This is a genomic window from Temperatibacter marinus (assembly GCF_031598375.1).
Classification (GTDB): domain Bacteria; phylum Pseudomonadota; class Alphaproteobacteria; order Sphingomonadales; family Kordiimonadaceae; genus Temperatibacter; species Temperatibacter marinus.
This window is the reverse complement of the sequence record NZ_CP123872.1, coordinates 611,307-633,827: the sequence shown is the minus strand read 5'-3', so window position 1 is coordinate 633,827 and position 22,521 is coordinate 611,307. Positions and strand designations below refer to the sequence as shown.

Sequence of the window (22,521 nt, the reverse complement as noted above, 5' to 3'; positions counted from 1 at the left end):
ACCTAATTCAGATTACTGACAAGCGAGACATTCTTCGTAATCAGTCTGATCGGCAAATTGCGCTTGCATTTGCTGTTCTTCGATTGAAAGCTCTTTCTCTTTTTTCACTTTACCGCTTGTTGCCGTATTGGAAACAACTTCAGCCCGTTGAATAGATTTAGAGCGACAATAGTAAAGACTTTTCAGGCCCTTCTTCCAAGCTTGGAAGTGAATTTGATGAAGATCCCGTTTGTGAACATCCGCCGGTAAGAAAATATTAACCGATTGTGCCTGTGAAATATATTTCGCACGGTCTGCAGCCAATTCAACAACCCAACGCTGATCCAATTCAAACGCAGTTTTGAAAACATCTTTTTCATCTTGATCAAGGAAATCCAAATGCTGAACAGAACCCTCATTCACTGTGATAGATGTCCATACATCTTCTGTATTCCGGCCTTTGTCCTCTAAAAGCTTTGTAAGGGCTTGGTTGTGAACGATGAAGTTACCAGAGAGTGTTTTTTGGTTATATGAGTTCCCATTAATTGGCTCAATTCCAGGTGAAGCTCCGCCACAAATTGTAGAGATAGAGGCCGTTGGCGCAATAGCTGTCTTGTTAGAGAAACGTTCCATCATGCCATAATCTGCGGCATCTGGACAAGGGCCACGCTCAAGGGCAAGTTCATAGGAAGCGCGATCGGTTTCTGTGTGAATATGCTTGAAAATATTATTGTTCCAAGCTTTTGCCATGCTGCTTTCAAAAGGAATCATATTTTGCTGAAGGAAGCTATGGAAGCCCATGACCCCAAGACCAACAGAGCGTTCTCGCATAGCCGCATATCGGGCTTTCGCCATTTCATCAGGCGCACGGTCAATAAAGTCCTGTAGAACATTGTCTAGGAAACGCATCACGTCAGGGATGAAATCCTTGTTATCTTTCCATGCATTAAAATGCTCGAGATTGAGAGAAGACAGACAGCAAACGGCAGTTCTTTCATTGCCGAGGTGGTCTAGGCCAGTCGGTAGGGTAATTTCTGCACAGAGGTTTGATGTTTTTACAGTCAGGCCAGCAAGTTTATGATGCTCTGGCATGCTGTTATTCACTGTGTCAGAATAAATAATATAGGGTTCACCTGTTTCTACACGCGCGGTAAGAAGTCTTATCCAAAGATTTCGCGCATTCACTGTGCGAACAACGTGATTGTCTTTCGGCGAATGAAGTGCCCACTCTTCGTCATTTTCAACAGCACGCATAAAGGCATCTGTCACAAGAACACCGTGGTGCAAATTTGGCGCTTTACGGTTTGGGTCACCACCAGTCGGGCGACGAATTTCTGCAAATTCCTCGATCTCAGGATGGTTGATCGGTAGGTAAACAGCGGCAGAACCACGGCGAAGAGATCCTTGAGAGATCGCGAGGGTTAAACTGTCCATCACGCGTACAAAAGGAATGATACCGCTGGTTTCACCAACGCGGCCAATTTTTTCACCGATTGATCTTAGGTTCCCCCAGTAAGAGCCAATGCCTCCACCGCGCGCAGCTAACCAGACATTCTCAGTCCAGAGACCAACGATCGATTCAAGACTATCTTGAGCCTCATTCAAAAAGCATGAAATAGGAAGCCCGCGATTAGTCCCACCGTTCGATAGAACAGGGGTTGCAGGCATAAACCATAGTTTTGAGATATAGTCGTATAGACGCTGTGAGTGTGCTTGGTTGTCTCCATAAAAACTTGCAACACGTGCGAATAGATCTTGATAGCTCTCCCCAGGCATCAAATATCGATCTTTTAATGTTGCTTTACCAAATTCTGTTAGAAGTTCATCACGTGTGCGATCTACTTCAACAGCGCCGCCGTGCTCAAAATGCGTCACCTCAAACATTTATCTCTTCTCCCTTTTCACCCTATGCGCCTTTGCCTCTATCAGCGCGGTGAAATCACTTGTGTTGCCCAGTTTCTATTCTCAATTGCTCTCGTCAAGACCAGCCCGATCTAACTATGGCCCTATAATCTTTAATAAGATCATAAGACAGTGCAGCATTTTATGTGTTTTGGTTTGCATTGGTCCGGGTGTCGTTATTTTTTTTATAACAACCGAATCAAAGACTCATTTTTTGTGTCTCGAGTCGAAAATCTAGGCCTTAATGGCTACTTCTAGAGTTCGGCGTCAAAACCAAAACAGTATATGCTACTAAAGAACAAAAGTCGAACAGAAGTGATTTTCTGTTTCATTATATGGATTTGAGGTGCTTCTTCGCAAGTATCCCCGTCTGCGAGTCGACCAACCCAATGCCCAAAAAGAATATAAGTCTAAAATGACCTGCGCGTCAACATGAAGTGTGAAGATGTTGAAAATCATACAAGATGTTGTGTAAATTAATAGGTGAGTATCAGAGGTCGTGGGTCATGAACAGGCCTGAATAGGGCAGAAAATAAGTGATTCGTGACATGGTTTCGTTTTTGTGACTCTCCTATGTCCAGCTTTGGACAATCATCCAACACTAGATCTGGTTTATGGGTAAAAATTCCCAGCTCATCATCAAATCCATTTCCTTAGGAAGGTAGAGGAAAAAAAGAGCAAATCCCTGACAATTTTCTCGACAAGGGTAAGAATTCTCAGTAAAAGCATCTTCATTAGCCGCACTAAAGACGGCCTTATAACAAAAAACAAAACGACATATGAGGAGACTTTCTATGAAAGCGATTAAAATTTTCGCCGTATCTACCCTTGCCATTGGAATCAGCGCTTGTTCAATTGATGTTGACGCACGCGGTGAATATAAGCGGGGTTATGATCATGTATCTATTGAATTGAAAGATGGCAAGCGGGCCCATCTTTCATGTCCCAAAGGCACATCAAGTTATGTAAAGCGTGACGAGAACGGTGAGTTGTTAGAATATGGATGTAAAGCAGATAGGGCTGAGGGCGACACTAAGTAGTCCTGAGCCTCTCAATTAGATCTATGAAAGCCCGATAGATATCTCTGTCGGGCTTTTTAGTATAATAGTTTATGAGTATATTTTCAGTTCGCATTATTTTTTTGACATGATAGTCTTGCAAGCGAGGGGTGCTCTAGGAGGGCAAAATGCCATATAAAAGAAATTTTCAAAAGAGTGGGGCGGGGGTCGCCATCGTCAGTTTTTTACTCATCGTGTCTGCAGGCATGTTGAAGAGTGTTAGTGCTGATGACAGAGATGGCTATTCAAAGCAGTCACCGCCAAGAACACTGACGCAGGCTCAGGAAAAAAGAGCAGCGCAAAATTATCAAAAATATTGTTCTTTATGCCACGGCGAGAACCGTGAAGGCTATGCCAATGATAATGCACCAAGTCTAACATCGAGGAGCTTGATTGAAAGTGGGGTACCTCATGGAATTTTGCGCACTTTATCCTATGGACGCGATGGGACTGCTATGGGCGGCTATCTTGACGAAGTGGGCGGACCACTAAGCTTAGATGAAACCTGGGATTTAACCTACTGGCTTTTTTGGCAGTCTGGCCATGATCGTATAAGGTTAACCGAGAATCCAGTTCAAGGGGATAGGGAGAAGGGCAAAGGCCTCTTTCAGCAACATTGCGCCACATGTCACGGAGAAGATGGGAAAGGCGTTGAACAAGACGGCCATATGATAGCACCAGTTCTTTCTAATCCTTCTTTTCTAGCTTATAACAAAGATGAATTTATTCGCTATGCGATTGAATGGGGCCGCGAAGGGACGGCAATGCAATCTTTCAGGCCTTTGGTATCAGAAGAAGATCTTGATAATCTAACGGCATATGTCCGGAGTTTTGAGACCGGCGTTCAGCCGCTCGGAAAGCCAATCTTAAGAGCCGAGCCTGAACCAAAAGATTATATCATTAATCCTAATCAATCGGACCCAGATTTCGAGCTGAGGGACGGCAAATATATTTCGTCAGAAACATTATATGCCGCTCTAAAAGAAGGACGCCGAATGGTCCTGTTGGATACACGGGTGCCAAGTGTTTGGCAGCGGTCACATATTGAAGGCTCTGTGCCGGTCCCTTATTATACGGATGTTGATAAATTGATGGAAGATATTCCTAAGGGCGTTCAAATTGTCGCCTATTGCTCGTGTCCGAGAGCAGCGGCAGATTATCTGGTCAAGCAATTGAATGACATGGGATACTCAAGAACTGCGGTCTTATACGAAGGAATATTCGGTTGGATGCAAAAAGGACTGCCTGTAATGCGCGGTGCGGTTGTTCGATAAAAAAAGGAGCCAGAGGCTCCTTTTTTCTACCTGACTTAAACCAATCCGTTAGCCATTGACGTTGATAATCGTTTTGCAAAGGCAGAAGGGTCATCAAGGGGATCCCCTTCAAGAATTGTTGCTTGATCCAGGAGAAGTAAAATGGGATCGGCCAGCGTTTCCAGAGCACCAGACTCTTTGGCTTTATCAGCAAGTTTTTTGATGAGATCATGGGAGGGGTTAATCTCTAGGTTTTTCTTTTGAGAGTCTTCGAGCTGATTATGGGCCTTCAAGAGTCGTTCCATATGCATATCCATCGCATTTTCATCTGCAACTAAACAGGCTGCTGTTCCAACAAGGCGGTCGGTAGTTTTGACATCCCCGACCTTATCGCCAAGCACTTCTTTTATACAGGTGATCAAGGTTGTAAGATCGCCTTCCGGCACTTTGTCCTCTGATGTCTCGTCATCAGTTGAATCTGACTTAATATCAGCAAGATCGGACCCACCTTTGGTAATGGATTTAAAGGTTTTGCCTTCATATTGAGGCATCATTTGAAGCCAGAAATCATCTACTGCATCTTCAAGAAGAAGAACTTCGACACCTTTCTTTTTAAAGCCTTCGAGTTGAGGACTTTTCTTTAAAGCATTCACGTCTGCACCGGAAATATAATAAAGAGATTCCTGCCCTTCTTTCATGCGGTCTATGTAAGCATCGAGGGATGTTAGGCTTTCTGAATGAGTGGACTTAAACCGAGCCATCTTGATGATTTGATCTCGACGTTCAAAGTCTTCATAGATCCCTTCTTTAATAACAGCGCCAAATGCTGACCAGATGGTTTCAAATTTCTCAGCATCCTTTTCTGACATTTTATCAAGTTCACCAAGAACCTTTTTGGTGATCGCACCAGACATACGCTTCAGCGTCGGATTATTTTGTAGCATTTCACGAGAAACATTGAGAGGTAAGTCTTCACTATCTACAACACCGCGCATGAAACGGAGATAACTTGGCAGTATATCTTGGCTATCATCCGTAATATAAACGCGTTTAACATAAAGTTTAACACGATTTTTTCGCGCAGGATCGAACAGGTCTTGGGGCTGATTTGTCGGGATGTACATTAAAACGCTGTATGCCTGCATGCCTTCAACTCTGTAATGCATCGTATGGGCTGGACTATCAAAAGCATGGCTCACATGACGATAAAATTCTTCATGTTGCTCGTCCGTGACATCGCCTTTACTGCGTGTCCAGATGGCTTGGCCTTCATTGACGGTTTCTGTGACCAGCTCAACCTTATCGTCTTCTCCCTCTGCCCCTGGGGTCGTTTCTTCGGTGGTCAAATTAATGGGGATAGCAATGTGATCGCTGTATGTTTTGATCACTTGATTGAGGCGATATTTGTCAAGAAATTCAACAGCATCCTCTTTAAGGGTGAGGGTGATTTCAGTGCCCGCTTCTGTCTTTTCTGCTTCCTTAACAGTGTAGCTGCCTTCGCCAGTGCTCTCCCATGTCCATGCTGCCGTATCTCCGGCTTTTCTTGAGGTAACCGTCACATGATCGGCCACCATGAAGACGGAATAAAAACCAACGCCGAATTGACCGATGAGCTGTACGTCTTGCTTGCTGTCTCCGGTCAATTTATCCATAAAACCGGCTGTACCAGATCGAGCAATGGTGCCTAAATTAGCGATCAAGTCATCACGGTTCATGCCAATGCCATTATCAGCAATGATTAAACGCTTTTCATTTTTGTCAGCTGTGAGATCAATGGAAAAATCCCCACCGCTCATCAGAGCCGCATCAGACTGGGCTTCATACCGCAATTTATCACAGGCGTCTGAGGCATTGGAAATTAATTCTCGCAGAAAAATCTCTCTATCTGAGTAGACACTATGCACCATCATATGCAAGAGGCGAGAAACCTCTGCCTCAAATCCTAATTTCTCACCATTATTCAGATCTTGATCAGCCATGAAAGGGGTCCTTAACGTTACTAAAATTTATTACTATGAATGATATTTACACCACAGATAAGGTCTGCCGCCCTCAGTTCAAGAGGGCAAGACAGTCTTCTATCGATTTTTTGGATATTTATGTGGTTTTCTGAGTTATTACGAAGCAGGGGCGGCTATTATCACTAGGTCTGATCTCTGAGACATCAATCGCGCAAGATTATCATTAGACAATTTGAATAACCAAGGAGCAAGGTCAGCCTCTCCAGAAATCTTGATCCATATTTCATTTTTAATGGCCACCGTCTCAGCAGTAATCACTTGCCCGTCAGTAAGGGTAAGGTGAACAGTTTCTAAGCGCTGATATTCTTTATCTGATGCATCCAAAATATCAGTGACAGTCATCTGCGCTAGAGAGTTTAGTATAAGGCCAATTTCAAAAGCTTCTACTAAAGTTTCTTTCTCTGTTAAAGAGCGAAGCGACAATGTCCCCTCATGATGCGTGATTTCGGTTCCATCTTTTAATGTCATCGACTGAATTTGATTGCGTTGAATGGAGATCACAGGATTAGAGACCCATGCTGAAACCTTCACCGATGCAGTGGGCATGCCGCGGACCATCCAGGCTCTTGTGTCAGACGGTTGATATACATATGAGATGCTCTTGCCTTGTATTTCACGGTGTCGACCAAGTTGGAATGTTTTGATCTCCTGACCAGCTGTACCCAAAATTTTAATTTCTGTGGCTTTGTGCCCTAAGTCTAATTTGGGAAATCGGTTTTCATCAGTGGTCTTAGGTTCTGCACGTTCAGAAACCATAAGAGAAGATACGAAAGATGACACCGCTCCCTCTTTAACGGGGAAATTTGTAAACGCTCCAGGCTTAGAGACGGACCATCCTGTGATCTGTTTGGTAATGTGAAGGCTCTCACCGTCTTTTGTCAGGGAGAAGGACGAAATGTCATTGGCTTTTTCAGAAAGACCTTCCAAGAAAATCTCACCGCGCCCACCTTGGTGTTTGTTAGGGTCTTCGCCAAACAAAATCCAAATGGCCCACAATAAGACAAAAAGAGTCAGGTAGCCTAAAAAGTCTGTCATACGCATTGACATGTCAGTTTCCTTATTTCCATTACTCGTTCTATGCGCGGCCGCGTCGATTAGATTGTCCTCTGCGGCGCATGAGGACTATTAGTCCAATCCCAGCTAAAAGGAAAGGGATGAGGAAAATATTTATACCCATAAGCCAAAATTTCAAGGTTTCTATTTCCCGCCTTAGATTGCGCTTCACAGTTCTAAGCTCTTTACGAATTTCCAAAAGCTCTGTTTTAAATTGAGCAAGCTCTTGTTGCTGCGCATCGTTCATCACCAAGGATCCAGCTTTAGGTTTTATGGCTTCCAGCTGTTGTATACGAGCTTCGGTTTCTTGCATTTTCGCTTCAAGAAGTTGTTCTTGTTGTTGATAGCGCGCCTCTGCTTTTCGGCGAATTTCATCAACTTTAGAGAAAGGCCTTTGAGAGATGCCTCGTGCTCTTAAGCTTAAGAGGGCGTCATTGCCTGTCATATGGTCAAGCAGGCCTATAATGAAACTACCATTACCGGCAGAAGGAACAATGATTTGTTGTCCCATAAGGTTTTGTACTTGCACCCAAAAACGGTCATCAAAGAGATCACTATCGGCCATGACGAAGAGTTGCAGCGCTGATTCAGAGTCTTCAGATTTATTGCTGATCCGAGCGGCTATGACATAAGATTCATCGCTTGGTGATAATTCCCTTAATAGGCTGTCTGGATCTGGCATGCCGACTGCTTTAGAACTGTCATAAAGCATGGCATTTTCACTTGACCAGATAAGGGGAGTAATGTCCGTAGTTCTTTCAGGGAGAAGTTCTAGGGCCCCAGATGAAGCAAGCGCTATGTTGTCAATACTGCTGGTAACAATATCTTGCTTATCCAAATGAGCATCGGTCACATTGAGCCAAAAAAGGTAATCTTTGATGTTATCAGGGCCATAACCACCCATTGACACCTTTTGAGCAAGGCCAAGGTCTCCAATGATTTTTTTGTCTTGGATTTGAAGGCCGTAGGGCAGTAGTAGTGTTTTGAGAGAGGCCGCAGTCGGTGTTGTGGCTCTTGGATTGACAGCTTCAGCATGCGGGTCGGCAAATATTAAGGTTTTGCCCCCTTTTTGAATATAGTCATGAATAAGAGCCTCTTGCTCGGACGTAAGTTGAGGCGGTTGAACCAACATCAAGATATCTAAGTCTTCGGGAAGAGTTTTAAAATCTTTATTGAGGTCAACAAGTCTAAACGCCTCTCGCATCTGGGTATAAATGACATAGGGTTGTGACCGACCTTGCATGGCCATCTGCGGCCCGCCAGCCCCAAATTGCATTGGCAATGTCGTGAGGAGGGCAACCTGAGGCTTGTCATCGACAGCATCGAGGCTTGTCACTGCTTTGATCAAGTCATATTCAAGGAATTTCTCTCGGTCAGAAGAAAGGAAAGGCAGGATTTTTTCCCCGTCTACATCGTTGGTTATTCGAATGCCCATGTATAGATTTTCACTGCTCTGCATTGGGATGCCCTGAATGCCATGAGCAACAGCCTTATCCTCGGCTTCTGAAAAAGGGTCTGGGTCTCGGAAAATGACGGTGACTTTGTCTGGATTGCAAGCCTTAAACGTCCGCAGCATATTTTCTATGCGCTTACCATAAGAAAGAAGGTCAGCATAGGGAGCCGCCAGTTTTTTAGAAAAGAAGAATTCAATAGTGACTTCCCCTTCTAAGTCACGCAAGAGCCTATCTGAGCCCTTAGCGAGGGTGTAAAGCCTGTCTTCAGTAAGGTCAATTTGATAAGGACCAAGCAGTCGATCAGCGATAATATTCCATGACACAAGCATGATAATACCCATGACAAAAAGTAGGCGATAGCTTTTAAGTTTAGAAAACATTATCCGGCCTCCCTACTGCGCTGAAGCATTAATCGGCAAAGCCAATACCAAAAGATATTCAATGTTAGAAAATATATGATACTTGGGCCGGTAAGAACGCCGCGTTGGACTTCATTGAAGTGCGTAAGGAGAGATAGATTTGCGACGACGAGACTGCCTTTTTCACCCAAGAAAAAATCTACCAAATCAAGGGCAACGGGCAAACCTAAAACGGCAAAAAAGAAGCACACGCCAATGGAGAGGACAAATGCGACAACCTGATTGCGCGTCATGCAAGAGATGGTCATGCCTATTGAGAGATAGCTGGCCGCGAGCAAGATCGAACCAATATAGCCCATGAAAATAAGCCCATTATCTGGTGAGCCTAGATAATTAACGGTCAGCCACATAGGCAGGGTGAGGACTAAGCCAAAAATAATAAAAGTAAGGGTCGCCAGATATTTGCCAGCAATAACCCCGTGGGCTGTAATCGGCAAGGTCAAGAGTAATTCAATCGTGCCCAACCGCCTTTCTTCTGCCCAAAGACGCATGGAAAGGGCTGGAATAAGGAAGATGAAAAGCCAAGGTTGAAAACTAAAGAAAGAGGATAAGTCTGCCTGACCTCGCTCAAAGAAACCGCCAAGATAAAAGGTGAAAATCCCTTGAAGTAGTAGGAAAATGATAAGAAAGATATAAGCGAGAGGCGTGGTGAAATAAGACCGCAATTCTCGCTTATATATTGGATGCCAGCCCCGGAATGTTCTACTGATATTCATACGGTCGGTCCTGTCTATTTTTTTTCTGGAATTCGGCCATTAATTTTTTAATTATTTCGGGATCCCGAGTTGTGAGGGTACGAAAGACATCATCCAGGCGACCATTTTCTACGGTAAGTTCAGAGACGGGCCACCCGGTTATGCTAGCCATATCTTCGATGCGACTGCCTATTTCTTGCTGATCTACTGGCACGACAGTCAACCGCATGTCATTTCCTTCTCGAATGGCTTCGATGTGGGAAACAACCCGCATTTGATTAAGTCGGGCTGCAATATGTTCGGCCTGCTCTTTCTCAACAAGCATCGTCACGGCATTGTTATACTGTGACATGGATTTTAATTCTGAAGGGGTGCTGTCGGCGATGACTTGTCCTTTATTAATCATGACAGTCCGTGTACAGAGAGCCTCAACTTCTTCGAGGATATGTGTCGAGATTATAATGGCCCTGTCTACAGCCATAGTATCAATGAGGCGTCTTACTTCATATTTTTGATTAGGGTCTAAACCATCTGTTGGCTCATCTAAAATAAGAACATCGGGAGCATGAAGAATAGCACCAGCCAATCCAACTCTTCTCTTATATCCCTTTGAAAGTGTATCAATGATTTGATCAAACACGCCGATCAAGTGAACAGCTGTTGCTGCACTCATGATCATTTGTTGGGCCTTTTCTCCCTCAAGCCCGTGAATTTCGGCTATAAAGTCTAGATATTCTTTGACAGTCATATCGGGATAAAGAGGCGCGCCTTCAGGTAAGTAGCCGATGCGGGTCCTCAGTCCAGCGCGCCCTTCCGTCATGCGTTCACCGCAGAGATAGACTTGACCACCATCTGAGCGCAAAAAGCCTGTGAGCATTTGCATCGTGGTCGTCTTGCCTGCACCGTTTGGACCCAGAAGGCCAAGGATTTCACCTTTTCTAACGTGAAGAGAAATGTCTTTTACTGCTTTAAAGGGGCCAAAATTTTTAACCAAATTTTCTGCCTGCAGCATGATTGGCGCTTTTTCCATTAATGAGACTCCGAACCTTTCTATTCAATCAATGCATCAATAATATTACAGTATTACATTAATGATACAATATTCTATTCCATTCAGGATAAGAATTATAGAAAAAATATGCAATTTTAAGACCATTTATCTTTGGCAGGGATAAAATTCAAGGCTGTATAGATAAAATCATTGATGGTATTATATTTTTCATGGCTAAAGATGACTGGATTAGCGGGAAGGAAAAGAAAAAACTGACCTTGCTCGACTAAAAACCTGAGGGGGGCTAGGTTAACTCTTATAATCAAGCAAGGTCAGCAGAGGCCAACACAGATAATGTGGCGTTTCACTGAGGCATGATCAGGGCTTAATTAAGACAATTTGGGGGCAAGGGGGTAAAAATGATAAACGGAAGATATAGAGGGGACGCAATAAAATAAGCCGACCTTAAAAAGATCGGCTTGAATTCTAGAGTAGTTGTGAGCTTACTTGCGTGTTTTAACTTCACCCGAACCAAAGGTTCTGCTGCTAATCTCTTTTGGACTGCCATAAATAGTTACATCGCCGGATCCCATAATATTAGATTTGGCGGAATTAGATGCATAAGCATCGATATCACCTGACCCCATAATGCTGAAACTGCCTTTTGTGCATTTCACCCCTTTGGTCGAAATGTCACCAGATCCTTTTAGAGATGCAGAGATAGTTGTGCACTTACCGCCTTTAATTTCAAGATCGCCTGATCCAGTTAAATCAACATCTAATTCTGTGGCACTTGAAGTCTCTACAGTAATATCACCAGAACCATTCAAATTCACTTCGAACTCTTTGCCTTTGATTTTGCCTGAAAGGTGACTGTCACCACTGCCACTGGCTGTATATTCATCAATGCTCGGCATTGTGACATAGACTGCAACGTCTTTATATTCTTTCCAATTATAGCGGCCTTTTTTCATTTTGATGATGAGTTTATCGCCCTTGACTTCGGTAATAATTTTATCCTGCATATCCTCAGGGGCTTTTACAGTAACAGAAAATTTCTTACCGATTTTTATATACCCATCTACAGGGCCTTTCAGTTGCACTTCTGAAAAATCAGAGGCCTTTCGTTTCTCTTCGACCATGTCAGGACCGACTGTAAGTGCATTAGTTGCCCCGCAGGATAGAGCAAAAGCCATCATTGAGGCCGCGCTAGATGAGAGAAGAGCTTTTTTAAATGTTGTTTTCATTGGATCCTCCATAGAGTTGCTGTCATTTTTCCGTGCATACGGATTTATTATTGTTTACTCTTTACTTAATTCTTATGTTTCCAAGACCTCGGATTTTTTTTGTGATGTCTTTTGGGTTGCCTTCAATGGTAACACTGCCAACACCACTCACGATCGCTTTGACTTTTTCTGAACTATAAACTTTTGCATTTCCGGCTCCAGAAATGTTGATATCAGCTTCTTTACAGCGAAGGTTATCTGCGTCCAAATCTCCTGCTCCACGTACATTCACGCTAAGCTTACCGCATTTTCCTGTGATGTCTAAATCTGCTGCGCCGTAGACTTCAAGGCTAACGTTCTCGCTATCAATCCCCTCAATATCACCATCAACGGCGCCCTTAACATGAACTTTCTGAAAATCAGTCATAGTCAAAGTCACAGAGACTTCGCCGGATTGTTTTTTTCCGCCCCAAAAGTTTTTCTTCCTTTTCACATCGATGATGAGAAAGCCATTTTCAACTTTAGTAATGACTTCTGATAGATCCAGATCATCATCAACAGCAATTTTAACTTTTTGGGAAGAGCCAATTTTGACATCAAGCTCAATACCACCCTTTATCATAAGGGAGTGAAATGTATCTAAATCTCGATTTTCGCTATCATCGACAAGGGCCGAGCCACTGAAAGAAGCACCCATGAGGGCAAGGCCGGTTACGGCTGTTAACAGTGTTTTTTTATTGATTATTGTTGGTATCGTTTTCATGTTGCGTTCCTCTGTAAGTATATCCCGAATTGCACTTATTATTTTTGTTTTTTCAGGCATCCAAGTTAGTAGCATGTCTAAATAATATTCCTATATTGAATCGATAAAGGGTTTATTTTTTGCGATCAATTGAGCTCCTCGGGATCGGCTTGTTAGGATATTTTTCCAACAAGTGTGATCATAATACTATATTTTTACAAAAAAAATCCATTTTGAGAAAGCTTTTTTGGCTTCCATTTCGCAGTGCGAAAACCGGGCGCAAAATATAAAAAAAACATAAATTTCATAGTGTTAACAGCTTCTCATTGGATAGTCTTATGGATGAACATTGCAGCGCAATATTCACATAAGTACCTGATATACAATATTTTTGATCTTTTCTTCATAAGAAATCATGTTACCTTGAAAATACAATAAGGGGTATTCAAAAGCCCTGATAGACGATTGACCGACTAAATACCAAGGAGGGAGCGGTATGAGATCAATGAAAAAGGCACTACTAAGTAGTGCTGCCATTATGCTTGTTGCGGGTTCAAACCCAGCAGTCTTTGCACAGGATCAGGAACAAGAAGTTGTTGATGTGATTACAGTGACAGCAACTAAGCGTCCACAAACCTTACAAGAAGTACCTGTTGCGGTTTCTGTGGTTGGCGCTGAAGAAATCGAAAAAATGAGCGTGAATGATCTTATAGACTTACAGTCTATGGTGCCTTCATTCCGCATGAGCCAATTACAAAAATCATCGCAGGTTAACTTTATTGTCCGCGGATTTGGTAATGGTGCAAACAACCCAGGAATTGAGAGCGCTGTTGGTGTTTTCATCGACGGAGTATACCGATCTCGGTCTGCTGCGGCCATCTTGGACTTACCAGTTCTAGAGCGTGTTGAGATTTTGCGCGGCCCGCAGTCGACACTCTTTGGAAAGAACGTATCTGCTGGGGCGATTAGTATCGTTACAAAAGGCCCAGAGGATGAGTTTGGTGGTTCTGTTGAAGCGAGTTACGGCAATTTCAATGCGCTGAATATTAAAGGGACAGTGACCGGCCCGCTTTCAGATACTATGGCGTATCGTGTGTCAGCCAGCATGGGTAAAAGAGATGGTTTCTATACCAATACTTTTCTTGATACAGATGTGAATGAGCGCGATCGTTTTTCACTTCGAGGCCAATTGAAATTTGAGCCGACAGATAGCACAACATTCCGTTTAATTGCTGACTATAACAAGATTGATGAAGAATGCTGCGGAACTATTCAGCTCTTTAATGGTCCTGCGACACAATTTATTGGGGCCCCGGCACCGTTTGGTCTTGGTTCTGCTATCGCGCGTGACGACGATCCAGCCGCACGGGAAACTGTGATGAGCCAGCAGCCGACTAATGAATTAATTGGTAAAGGCATTTCATTGCAGGCTGATGTGAATATGGACTGGGCGTCTTTCACATCGATCACATCATACCGCACTCAAACAGATGACAATAATAGTGAAGTTGACTTTTCAGCGGCTGACATTGCGATTGTTCCAACCGAAAATACCTATAAGACATTTTCTCAGGAATTCCGTCTTGCGTCTACAGGCGCTGGGAATACGGTTGACTGGATGGTGAATGCGTACTTCTCTGATGAGAGTGTTGATACAGAGCGCGGTGTTCTCTTCGGCGCTGATACATACAATTACCTGAATGGTGTTTCTGGCGGTGGTCTTGATTTACTCCAATATACAATTTTAGGTCTTCCACAAGGTACATTCCATCAGCCTGGATCAGGATTGAACGATGCATGGGTAATGGATAACACGACTTATTCACTGAATGCTCAGCTTGATTTTAATGTAACTGATCGCCTAACTTTATCAGCGGGCGTGGCATACATGAATGACAAGAAGGAAGCGACTTCAAATGTCACCACCAATGAAGTTTTCGGCAACTTGAACCTATATGATATTGGTAATCAGGTTCTTTTCCAAACAGCCTTCGCAACAACCTATGCCGGTTTCGGCGTTGATGCGACTGATCCTGCACAGATTGCAGGTCTAGAAGCTGTAGCGCCAGGAACACTTGCAGCAGTAACAGCTGGTTCTCAGGCCTTTGCAGATGCAAATGAAGCTGACCCTGCTGTGAACCCTCTTCTTGGATTGCAGGCATTGCAATTCTTGCCAAATCCATTCTACAATATTTCGCCAAGCGATTATGGGACCCTAAAGGGCGACAAATGGGTTTACTCTCTGAAGATGGCCTATGATGTTTCTGACAATGTGAATGCCTATGTGAGCTATTCCACTGGTTGGAAAGCTGGCGGCTTTAATCTATCGTCGGACAGTTCTCCTACTCGAGAAGAAGCGACAACACGTCTCGGCCTTTCTGGAACAAGCCTAGAGCGCGCAAAACTTGGAACGCGTTATGCGGATCCAGAGGATGTTAGTGTCTTTGAAATTGGTGTTAAAGCCTCTCTGGACCGTGGTAACATCTATATGGCTCTGTTTGATCAGAAGATTGAAAATTTCCAGTCAAATCTCTTTATCGGAAACGCTTTTGCTCTTACAAATGCGGGGGCTCAATCGTCTAAAGGCTTTGAAATTGAGGGGAATTATTCCGTCACTGATAACCTTTTACTCGGTTATGGCCTTACCTATATCGATGCTGTGTATGACGAATTTGTTGGTGCACCATGTGATACAGGGGTTTGTGATTTGTCAGGAACGCGTCCTGCAGGGATCGCTGAGTGGAATATCACTAGTTCTGCTACCTATAACTTTGAATTGAGAAATGGTCTCTCTGGTTTTGTTCGCGCAGAATATAACTATGAGAGTGATGTTCAGGTTGTAGACAATATCGCATCAACACTGGCAACACGTGAAGTGAGCCTTGTGAATATGAGCGCTGGTATTGAGACAGAAAATGGGTTCCAAATTTCCGCATGGGTCCGCAATCTAACAGGCGATGATTTCTTCGTAAGTGCTTTCCCAACGACCATTCAAACAGGCAGTTTTAGTGCCTATATGAATGCACCGCGCACTTATGGTTTGACAGTTCGGAAAAACTTTTAAGATCACCCATTGATCAGAGAATGAAAGGCAGGCTTTTGAGCCTGCTTTTTTTGTGCGCAACCAAATTGCATCCGAGGGCGTATAGACTATAGGCTCTTTAATCACCCCAGTTGTTCCGCCAGGGTATGAAGGATGAGAAATTTGAAAACTTTGATGAAAATAAATTACGGCATCGGTCAAATATCTGACGGGGTGATGCATGCTGCTTGGACCGGCTTTTTAGTCTTCTACTATCATCAAGTTCTGGGATTACCTGGTAAAATGGCTGGCCTTGCGGCGTTGCTGGCCCTCGTCATTGATGCTGTTACGGACCCTATGGTCGGGCACCTTTCGGATCGATTAAAAAGTAAATTTGGACGGCGTCACCCTCTGATGCTGCTGGGAGTTCTCCCCTTTTTACTGGCAATGATTGCTTTATTTAGTCCGCCTGGAGGATTATCAACCTGGGCGCTTTTTGCATGGCTTCTGACTTTTGCTATACTTTTAAGGTTGGCTCTTACATTATTTTATGTACCCCATCTCTCACTTGGGGCAGAAATAGAACAAGATTATCATCATAAAACATCCCTCATCGGGTACCGTATTTTCTTTGCTTATTTTGGGGTTCTTTTCGTTTCAGTGATTGGATTTATGGTCTTCTTTCCTGCGACGGCAGTCTATACGAATGGACTGTTAAATCCTGCTGGCTATGCAAACTTTGGTCTTTTTTGTGGTCTATTGGCGGCCTCAGCCATGCTATGGTGTGTCTTCTCTACAAAATCTCTCATCCCTTCTCTAAGTCAGCCCACAGAAACAATAAATATTCTAAGTTCTTTGCTTGCTTTTATGACCTTGGCGAAAACGTTAAAATTGCCCTCCTTCAGAGTATTGTTCTTCATCCTTGTGATGATTACTACGTTAGCTGGGGTAAACTCTACGCTCATGACCTATTTGGGGATCTACGTGTTTGACTTTTCAGCAGAAGAAATTGGCTTGATCAACGCGTCAATCATTTTAGGCCTTTTGCTGGCGTCGCTGATCGCCCAAACTCTATCAAAGCGATATGACAAAAAGAAAGCCTTGGCTGTATGTTTGATTGTGGGATCGGTTGTTGGCTTTTCTCCATCCTTTTTGTATCTCGCTGGTTTTTTTGAGGGCATTCCCTGGGCGGTAAAATTTTTATTGGTCTTCCTTGCAAATGGTATTTCTCAGGCTTTTTTCATTGCGCTTATCATTCTTCTTGAGAGCATGCTGTCTGATTGTATTGATGTGAATGAATATCAAACAGGCATGCGCGAAGAAGGCGTCTTTTTTGCTGCCCGTAGTTTTGCCACTAAAGCGAGTTTTGGTCTCGGTAGTTTCTTCGCTGGGGTCGCTCTTGATATTGTGGCTTTACCCCAAGGGGCGAAACCCGAAGATGTGGCTCCAGAGACAGCATGGGAGTTGGCGTTTTTCACAGGCCCCATCATGGCGTGCCTATTTCTCTCAGTTTACTTTCTTATTCGTCTCTATGATTTGGATGCAAAGCGTCATAAAGAAATTATGACGGAGATGGCTGCGGCTAAGTCGCGCCTCTGATCAAAAGAGAGATCCATATCCTATGCCCAGCTTGTCCCTGTCAGTTGGAATAGGCATTATAACTCGCCTATAATAATCAAAGTCGAATTTAGATTACCTGCTAATCGTTTCATGTATTTATATTTTATTTGAAATGCAGATTATTATTGCCTAAATATAGTTTTGTAATGACCATATTTTTAAATGTAAAAAAATCAGGATTAACACATAATTATAAGTTATGGTCTTGATTGTCATTTTAGTATAAGTATTTAAGTGCAATAGTATTTGCTGAGGGGCTTAGGGAATGCATCTGTTAGGAAGAGTGGCTTTTTTATACATTTGTGCTTCACTGATGTTTATTTTCGCTGCGGTAACTGTAACAGCACAAGACGCCCCGCCGAACACAGCGGATACCGACATTGATCGCCGTGTTGAAAGTCTAAAAACCAAACATAAAAACTTAAAATCAGATGTGGATTCTGTGTTAAAGCGGCTTATTGTCGAGCGCACAAAAGTATTGGCAGACATGCAGCGGCAAACTCGTGAAGCGATGGCTGAGTGGGAAAACGATCCCAATTATTTAAACGGCAAGGGATTAAAAGCAGCCCTGTTTAATGCCGAGGCCGTTGCAGAAGGATATGGTTTTGACGTTAATAAACTGCGGCAATTGTATACTCTTTCTAAAGAGATGATCCTTGGCCTTGAAATGGTTAATAAATGCGGGGTTGGTTCGCCGCAACTAGATGCCATTGGTAAATCGGTTGACACTGTGTCTAAGACGGCTAAAGGCGCAATGGAAGCCTTTGGCTTAGCCGCAAATGAAGAAGAACGACTGGCTTGTGTGCAGACAGAAAAATTAAACTTATACCGCGAAGTGAATCGGGCTTATATTTACGCTTTAACAGCCGATAGCGCAAAAGATGCAGCCATAGGATTTCGCCGTTTTGCTGGATACATTCAAGATCAGTCAGGCCGCGATGCTGACAGGTTAGTTCAAAATGCAGAACAGATGGCAGAAGATCAAGACACTGTTATGATCCTATTTGAAATGACCCCTGTGATTGGCGAGTTGATTGATTTATACCGATTAGGGACAGGCAACGATATACTTGGCGAGAAAATGAACGAATTTGATAGGGCGCTTACAGGCGTGCTTTTGTTTACACCAGCCATCGCCGAGCAACTGTTTAAACGATATCCGCAAGTCTTTCATGGGATGAATGATTTTTTAAGAGAAACAATGTATCCTCAGGGTGGATTTTTTGACAGCCTTATCATTCGTAGCGGTCAAGAGCTGGCTGTTATTAAAGATAAAGCAAGAGAGATTTGGGCATATATTGAGCCTATTGGGACCGGGCTAGGAAGCCGTGTTGGTACACGTGTTCGCACTGTCGCGGGCGAAAGTGTTGAAGCGATCAATCGACGTATGCAAAATATGTCGACATATAGTTGGACCCGGGCAAGGGCGATTGAAGAGTCGAATATTATCCCTGAACATATGACTGCCATGATGAATGTAGCAGAGTCACAACAGATCGTGATCATGCTGCGGCCTTTTAATAAAATGGGTAAACAGGCCATGCAAGAAGCCGTTGATTTAGCCAAAGTCAGCGGCGACTGGATCGCAACAAAATGGATGGATGTAAAACCAAAGTCTGCGGCCAATCCTATATTAGGGGCGGGTATTCCGGTTGACCCAAGCTTGTCAAAATTTGATGTGGAAATGAGCAAAGCTATTGAGAGCGGCAGTGCGGAAGCTATTGCGAGTGTTCAGGCAAAAATCACCAAAATGGAAACAACCATGGCAGAACTTTTTGCGATGCGAGATGCAAAAGGTAATCCCCTAGTTGGTCGAATGGTCGCTACTCATAAAGAGACAAGAGGGAATGTGGTAATAAACCATCAAATTTTATGGGCGACAGAGCCTAGCGGTAAGAAAGTTATGGGCATTCTTGATGACGCTGGTGACTTGATAGACCCTGCCACAGGACTGAAATATGATGTTGATGTCACGACAGCTCGCGCAGTTGAAATATTAACCGATCCACACGGCACAAAAATACTACCCGATTATGATACCTTTGCAGTTGGATCAAAAAGTATATCCGGTGACGGAGTCCGTACGGCATCAGGTGAATTAATCGACGAAACAACAGTAAGCGTCACAGGCCTGGGGAACATCGACCGTAGAAACCTTGATGCAATGACTGATATCAACAATGAAATTATTCGAACAACAGGGGTGAAAGGTGACTTGGTGCACCACGGTGCGGCCAATGCTTGGATTGAACCGCCTGACTATCCTATCACCGTAATTATGCCGGGTAACAAAGTTATTTCTATCCCAGAAGGGCCAGCCAGTAATCGGGCGATGTGGATTCAAGAAGAGTTTCACCGTCAAACACAGTTAGGTAACAAGGGGTTTATCCCGCATCCAAGTTGGGGCTGGCCTGAATATGATCCGCGTTTTGGATATAAAACACAGGCAGAAAAAGCGGTAATGGGCGGCGGTCAATAATGATAGATGTCTTATCATTCCACTGGATAAAACGAACCGTTTTTTTTGGGCTGGCTCTTTGGCTGATTTTGGGGCAAATGGCAATTGCACAAAATACTGCGAACAATGAATTAGAAACAGAATTATTGCACCTTGAGCAAGAGTATAAAGACCTGGAAATGAAGCTTCAGGCACAGCTAACAGAGCTGGATCGAATACTGAATGTTGGCTATTCAGGGGTGTCCTTACGAAAAGATATGCTGAATATTGTTGAGCGCGTTCAAACTTTGGATTTAAAGCTCAAGGATTTAGAAACGCAACTGGCAGCCTTGGTAAAACTCGCTGCCTTCAATCCGGTGAAGCCATTTGAAATTATAGTACGTAAGAGCAGCAAAACCGCCCCTGCAATCATGACAGACGTACGCGCTGGTGATATCGTATATTTTACGTCTGAAGTACCGCATCCAACAGATAAAAACGAACAAGAAACATTGTTACAGTGGTCGTTGATTTTGCCGGACGGTCGTGTTTCGGATACATTGCTAAAAACCGATCAAAATTACCGGGAAGGCAGGGGTGCCCTTTATAGTTTTGGTATTGATACGAAAGGTATGGAACTGGGAAAGTATCAAGTAAAGTTAGCCCATAGTATCCCAGGAAATACTAGACATAAATTTGAAGCAAACACCCAATTTGAAATTAATATTGTTGATAAATTGATTGTCGCCAAAATGGTTGTGGATGACGAGCGCACTGGCGACAAGCACATGCCCGTACTGCCCTCTGGTGCGTCGCCCTATTTATTTACTTATTATGAGGTCCCTTCAGGGGTGGATGCCTTAACGGCGCATTACAGCGTTCATGACCTGACAAGCAATAAAAATATTTATAATAGGGTTGGCCGCAGAAACACTAAACCGGATATGGATATCCAGCGGGTAGGGGTATTACTTGACCCAAAAACCATAGAATTTGTGGACGGGCACGAATATCGATTTGATATAAACCTTGAAGATAACTTGCGTCCTGCTAGAGCGGGTAAAAAATATAAATCAGCAAGCAAAAGTATTCGTTTCTTTTACGGAAATGAACCACGTTATGCTAAAATTGAAAAATTGTTTGTTGCTACGCGTGCGAATGCTGAGCAAGGGGACGGAAAAATTCCCCTCTTAAAAACACCCCTATATTTGTTAACAGCAGTTAAAGCAGCAAGTGCGTTAGAAAAGATCGCTGTTGATTTCCGGTTAACGGCCAAATCTAATGGTGACACGGTCTTCGCCAGCAAGCTGTCACATGAAATCAATTCAAAAACTGACAGGATCCGGATTTCTGTACCTGTGAAATCTGATCTGCTTACAGAAAACGAGAAATATACTCTTCAAGCGACTATTACGGCTGATGACGTTGCGCCGCAAACAAAAACATATTCATTTACGTATGCGGCATCAGCCCCCGTGGATTTAAGATCACTTATTTCTATAAAGGGCGTTATATCAACGCCGGGACTGCCTGATGTTCCCATTTCAAATTTATCATCAGCGAAATATTTTTATCGTGATACGTCAACTATTTCTTTCAATGTACCGGCTGTGCTTACAAAAGGATTAAACGGCAGTTTGAATTGGTCTTGGAGAAATTGCATGCAATCTAAATCTATTCCCCTTGATGGTAGCGTATCTGATTGGGGTGTGGATATTTCGCCAGGTTCGTCGCGGTGTGGGGGACCGGTTGAACTGATTTATAAGCGCACAGGCAGTGAGAGTATAAAGCTGTATTCTGCTATTTTTGCACGGGAACAAGCATTTTCAGCATCGGTGTTTACGTCTGCGATTTCAAGGTGTGGATATAAACCGGGTTGTAAAGACGATAAAGTTTCAGAAGCGTTTTATCCATGGGGCTTGGGTAATGTTGGTATAAAAATCAGCAACAATTCTTTCCCAACAAATGTTACCGTTTCGGTGGACGGAAAAATACAAGGCAGTGGTCAATCTGTTTATACGGCAAACAAAAAATTGAGTCTAAAAGCTAACGAGAAAAAAGAATGGGTGTGGGATTTAAACCCCAATATATTTAAATTTGATTTTGAAAGCCTCTATCCAAACATTCAAGGCGATGACGTAGAAAAAACTGTAGAATTCAAGGTTACGATTGATGATGGGGTCGGCAAAAAGAGAACCCTGACACGTAGTTTGTCCCGTCAAATTTATGTGTTAAATAATAAAACAAATGTGAAAAAGGCATCAAAATCAGAAGGCACAACATTAGTAGCAAGCATTCAACCACCAACAGGTATGCGCGCCCCTTATAAAAGCAAGATAACGGGGATCAGTGCATATTATATGGATGGATTGAATTGGCATTATGACCCTGAAAAACTGGACGAATGGATCGTACAAGAAAATGTGCCAAAGATTGGTGAAGATGCAGAGAAAAGCTATTACAGGAAGACCGTGCCTTTGCTGCTAACCATAGAAGATGCAGATGGTAAACAGGCTTTGTTATTTTATACAAAATATACCTATACTGTTTCACTATATAAAAACAACCAAGATGATGAATAATGAATTAGTGTGTTTCAAAATTTAATGTGCGGCGTGTTTATGCGTTAAATGGTGACTTAAAAAGAAA

At 43.2% G+C, this 22,521-nt stretch carries 14 protein-coding genes; 6 read left to right on the top strand and 8 right to left on the bottom strand.

The features are described from left to right. Positions 1–12: 12 nt before the first annotated feature. Positions 13–1,863, bottom strand: coding sequence for a ribonucleoside-diphosphate reductase subunit alpha (locus QGN29_RS02830; protein ID WP_310799156.1), 1,851 nt, complete (start codon positions 1,861–1,863; stop codon positions 13–15). Between the two features lie 812 nt (positions 1,864–2,675). Between QGN29_RS02830 and QGN29_RS02825 the strand changes: the two genes are divergently transcribed. Continuing rightward, complete coding sequence (locus QGN29_RS02825) at positions 2,676–2,921, top strand: hypothetical protein (protein ID WP_310799155.1); 246 nt, start codon at positions 2,676–2,678, stop codon at positions 2,919–2,921. A gap of 146 nt (positions 2,922–3,067) precedes the next feature. After that, positions 3,068–4,213: a c-type cytochrome gene (locus QGN29_RS02820; protein ID WP_310799154.1), complete on the top strand. Its 1,146-nt coding sequence runs from the start codon at positions 3,068–3,070 to the stop codon at positions 4,211–4,213. Positions 4,214–4,248: 35 nt separating this feature from the next. Here the strand turns inward: QGN29_RS02820 and htpG are convergent, their stop codons facing one another. The 7 genes from htpG to QGN29_RS02785 form a co-directional block, all read right to left on the bottom strand. Then, entirely contained in the window at positions 4,249–6,171 is a 1,923-nt protein-coding gene (gene htpG, locus QGN29_RS02815) for a molecular chaperone HtpG (RefSeq protein WP_310799153.1), read from the bottom strand. A 138-nt stretch (positions 6,172–6,309) separates the two neighbouring features. Then, a complete protein-coding gene (locus tag QGN29_RS02810) occupies positions 6,310–7,260 on the bottom strand; it encodes a DUF4340 domain-containing protein (RefSeq protein ID WP_310799152.1) in 951 nt (316 codons plus the stop codon). Between the two features lie 28 nt (positions 7,261–7,288). Further along, on the bottom strand, positions 7,289–9,100 hold the full coding sequence (locus QGN29_RS02805; protein ID WP_310799151.1) for a Gldg family protein: 1,812 nt from the start codon (positions 9,098–9,100) through the stop codon (positions 7,289–7,291). Beyond that, a complete protein-coding gene (locus tag QGN29_RS02800; RefSeq protein WP_310799150.1) occupies positions 9,100–9,855 on the bottom strand; it encodes an ABC transporter permease subunit in 756 nt (251 codons plus the stop codon). Before QGN29_RS02800 ends, QGN29_RS02805 begins: the two co-directional genes overlap by 1 nt. After that, positions 9,842–10,864 carry an ABC transporter ATP-binding protein gene (locus QGN29_RS02795; protein WP_310799149.1) on the bottom strand — a complete coding sequence of 341 codons (1,023 nt, stop codon included), beginning with the start codon at positions 10,862–10,864 and terminating at the stop codon, positions 9,842–9,844. The genes QGN29_RS02800 and QGN29_RS02795 overlap by 14 nt, the downstream gene beginning before the upstream one ends. 464 nt (positions 10,865–11,328) lie before the next feature. Then, positions 11,329–12,072: a head GIN domain-containing protein gene (locus tag QGN29_RS02790; RefSeq protein WP_310799148.1), complete on the bottom strand. Its 744-nt coding sequence runs from the start codon at positions 12,070–12,072 to the stop codon at positions 11,329–11,331. Between the two features lie 61 nt (positions 12,073–12,133). Further along, the gene (locus QGN29_RS02785) at positions 12,134–12,814 is read right to left on the bottom strand and encodes a head GIN domain-containing protein (RefSeq protein ID WP_310799147.1); all 681 of its coding nucleotides are present in this window, start codon (positions 12,812–12,814) and stop codon (positions 12,134–12,136) included. Positions 12,815–13,289: 475 nt separating this feature from the next. Between QGN29_RS02785 and QGN29_RS02780 the strand changes: the two genes are divergently transcribed. The 4 genes from QGN29_RS02780 (at position 13,290) to QGN29_RS02765 (ending at position 22,454) form a co-directional block, all read left to right on the top strand. Beyond that, a complete protein-coding gene (locus QGN29_RS02780) occupies positions 13,290–15,857 on the top strand; it encodes a TonB-dependent receptor (RefSeq protein WP_310799146.1) in 2,568 nt (855 codons plus the stop codon). Between the two features lie 132 nt (positions 15,858–15,989). Further along, on the top strand, positions 15,990–17,414 hold the full coding sequence (locus QGN29_RS02775) for an MFS transporter (RefSeq protein WP_310799145.1): 1,425 nt from the start codon (positions 15,990–15,992) through the stop codon (positions 17,412–17,414). Positions 17,415–17,700: 286 nt separating this feature from the next. Further along, positions 17,701–19,914 (top strand): anthrax toxin-like adenylyl cyclase domain-containing protein, encoded by a 2,214-nt coding sequence (locus QGN29_RS02770; protein ID WP_310799144.1) that lies wholly within the window; start codon positions 17,701–17,703, stop codon positions 19,912–19,914. Further along, on the top strand, positions 19,914–22,454 hold the full coding sequence (locus QGN29_RS02765) for a hypothetical protein (protein ID WP_310799143.1): 2,541 nt from the start codon (positions 19,914–19,916) through the stop codon (positions 22,452–22,454). The genes QGN29_RS02770 and QGN29_RS02765 overlap by 1 nt, the downstream gene beginning before the upstream one ends. Positions 22,455–22,521: the final 67 nt, after the last annotated feature.

What these genes read in the sequence shown, in the direction of transcription:
- QGN29_RS02830 (WP_310799156.1), bottom strand. Translation starts at nt 1,863, where the DNA reads ATGTTTGAGGTGACGCATTTTGAGCACGGCGGCGCTGTTGAAGTAGAT.
- QGN29_RS02765 (WP_310799143.1), top strand. Translation starts at nt 19,914, where the DNA reads ATGATAGATGTCTTATCATTCCACTGGATAAAACGAACCGTTTTTTTT.
- htpG (WP_310799153.1), bottom strand. Translation starts at nt 6,171, where the DNA reads ATGGCTGATCAAGATCTGAATAATGGTGAGAAATTAGGATTTGAGGCA.
- QGN29_RS02780 (WP_310799146.1), top strand. Translation starts at nt 13,290, where the DNA reads ATGAGATCAATGAAAAAGGCACTACTAAGTAGTGCTGCCATTATGCTT.
- QGN29_RS02820 (WP_310799154.1), top strand. Translation starts at nt 3,068, where the DNA reads ATGCCATATAAAAGAAATTTTCAAAAGAGTGGGGCGGGGGTCGCCATC.
- QGN29_RS02770 (WP_310799144.1), top strand. Translation starts at nt 17,701, where the DNA reads ATGCATCTGTTAGGAAGAGTGGCTTTTTTATACATTTGTGCTTCACTG.
- QGN29_RS02795 (WP_310799149.1), bottom strand. Translation starts at nt 10,864, where the DNA reads ATGGAAAAAGCGCCAATCATGCTGCAGGCAGAAAATTTGGTTAAAAAT.
- QGN29_RS02790 (WP_310799148.1), bottom strand. Translation starts at nt 12,072, where the DNA reads ATGAAAACAACATTTAAAAAAGCTCTTCTCTCATCTAGCGCGGCCTCA.
- QGN29_RS02800 (WP_310799150.1), bottom strand. Translation starts at nt 9,855, where the DNA reads ATGAATATCAGTAGAACATTCCGGGGCTGGCATCCAATATATAAGCGA.
- QGN29_RS02785 (WP_310799147.1), bottom strand. Translation starts at nt 12,814, where the DNA reads ATGAAAACGATACCAACAATAATCAATAAAAAAACACTGTTAACAGCC.
- QGN29_RS02805 (WP_310799151.1), bottom strand. Translation starts at nt 9,100, where the DNA reads ATGTTTTCTAAACTTAAAAGCTATCGCCTACTTTTTGTCATGGGTATT.
- QGN29_RS02825 (WP_310799155.1), top strand. Translation starts at nt 2,676, where the DNA reads ATGAAAGCGATTAAAATTTTCGCCGTATCTACCCTTGCCATTGGAATC.
- QGN29_RS02775 (WP_310799145.1), top strand. Translation starts at nt 15,990, where the DNA reads ATGAGAAATTTGAAAACTTTGATGAAAATAAATTACGGCATCGGTCAA.
- QGN29_RS02810 (WP_310799152.1), bottom strand. Translation starts at nt 7,260, where the DNA reads ATGTCAATGCGTATGACAGACTTTTTAGGCTACCTGACTCTTTTTGTC.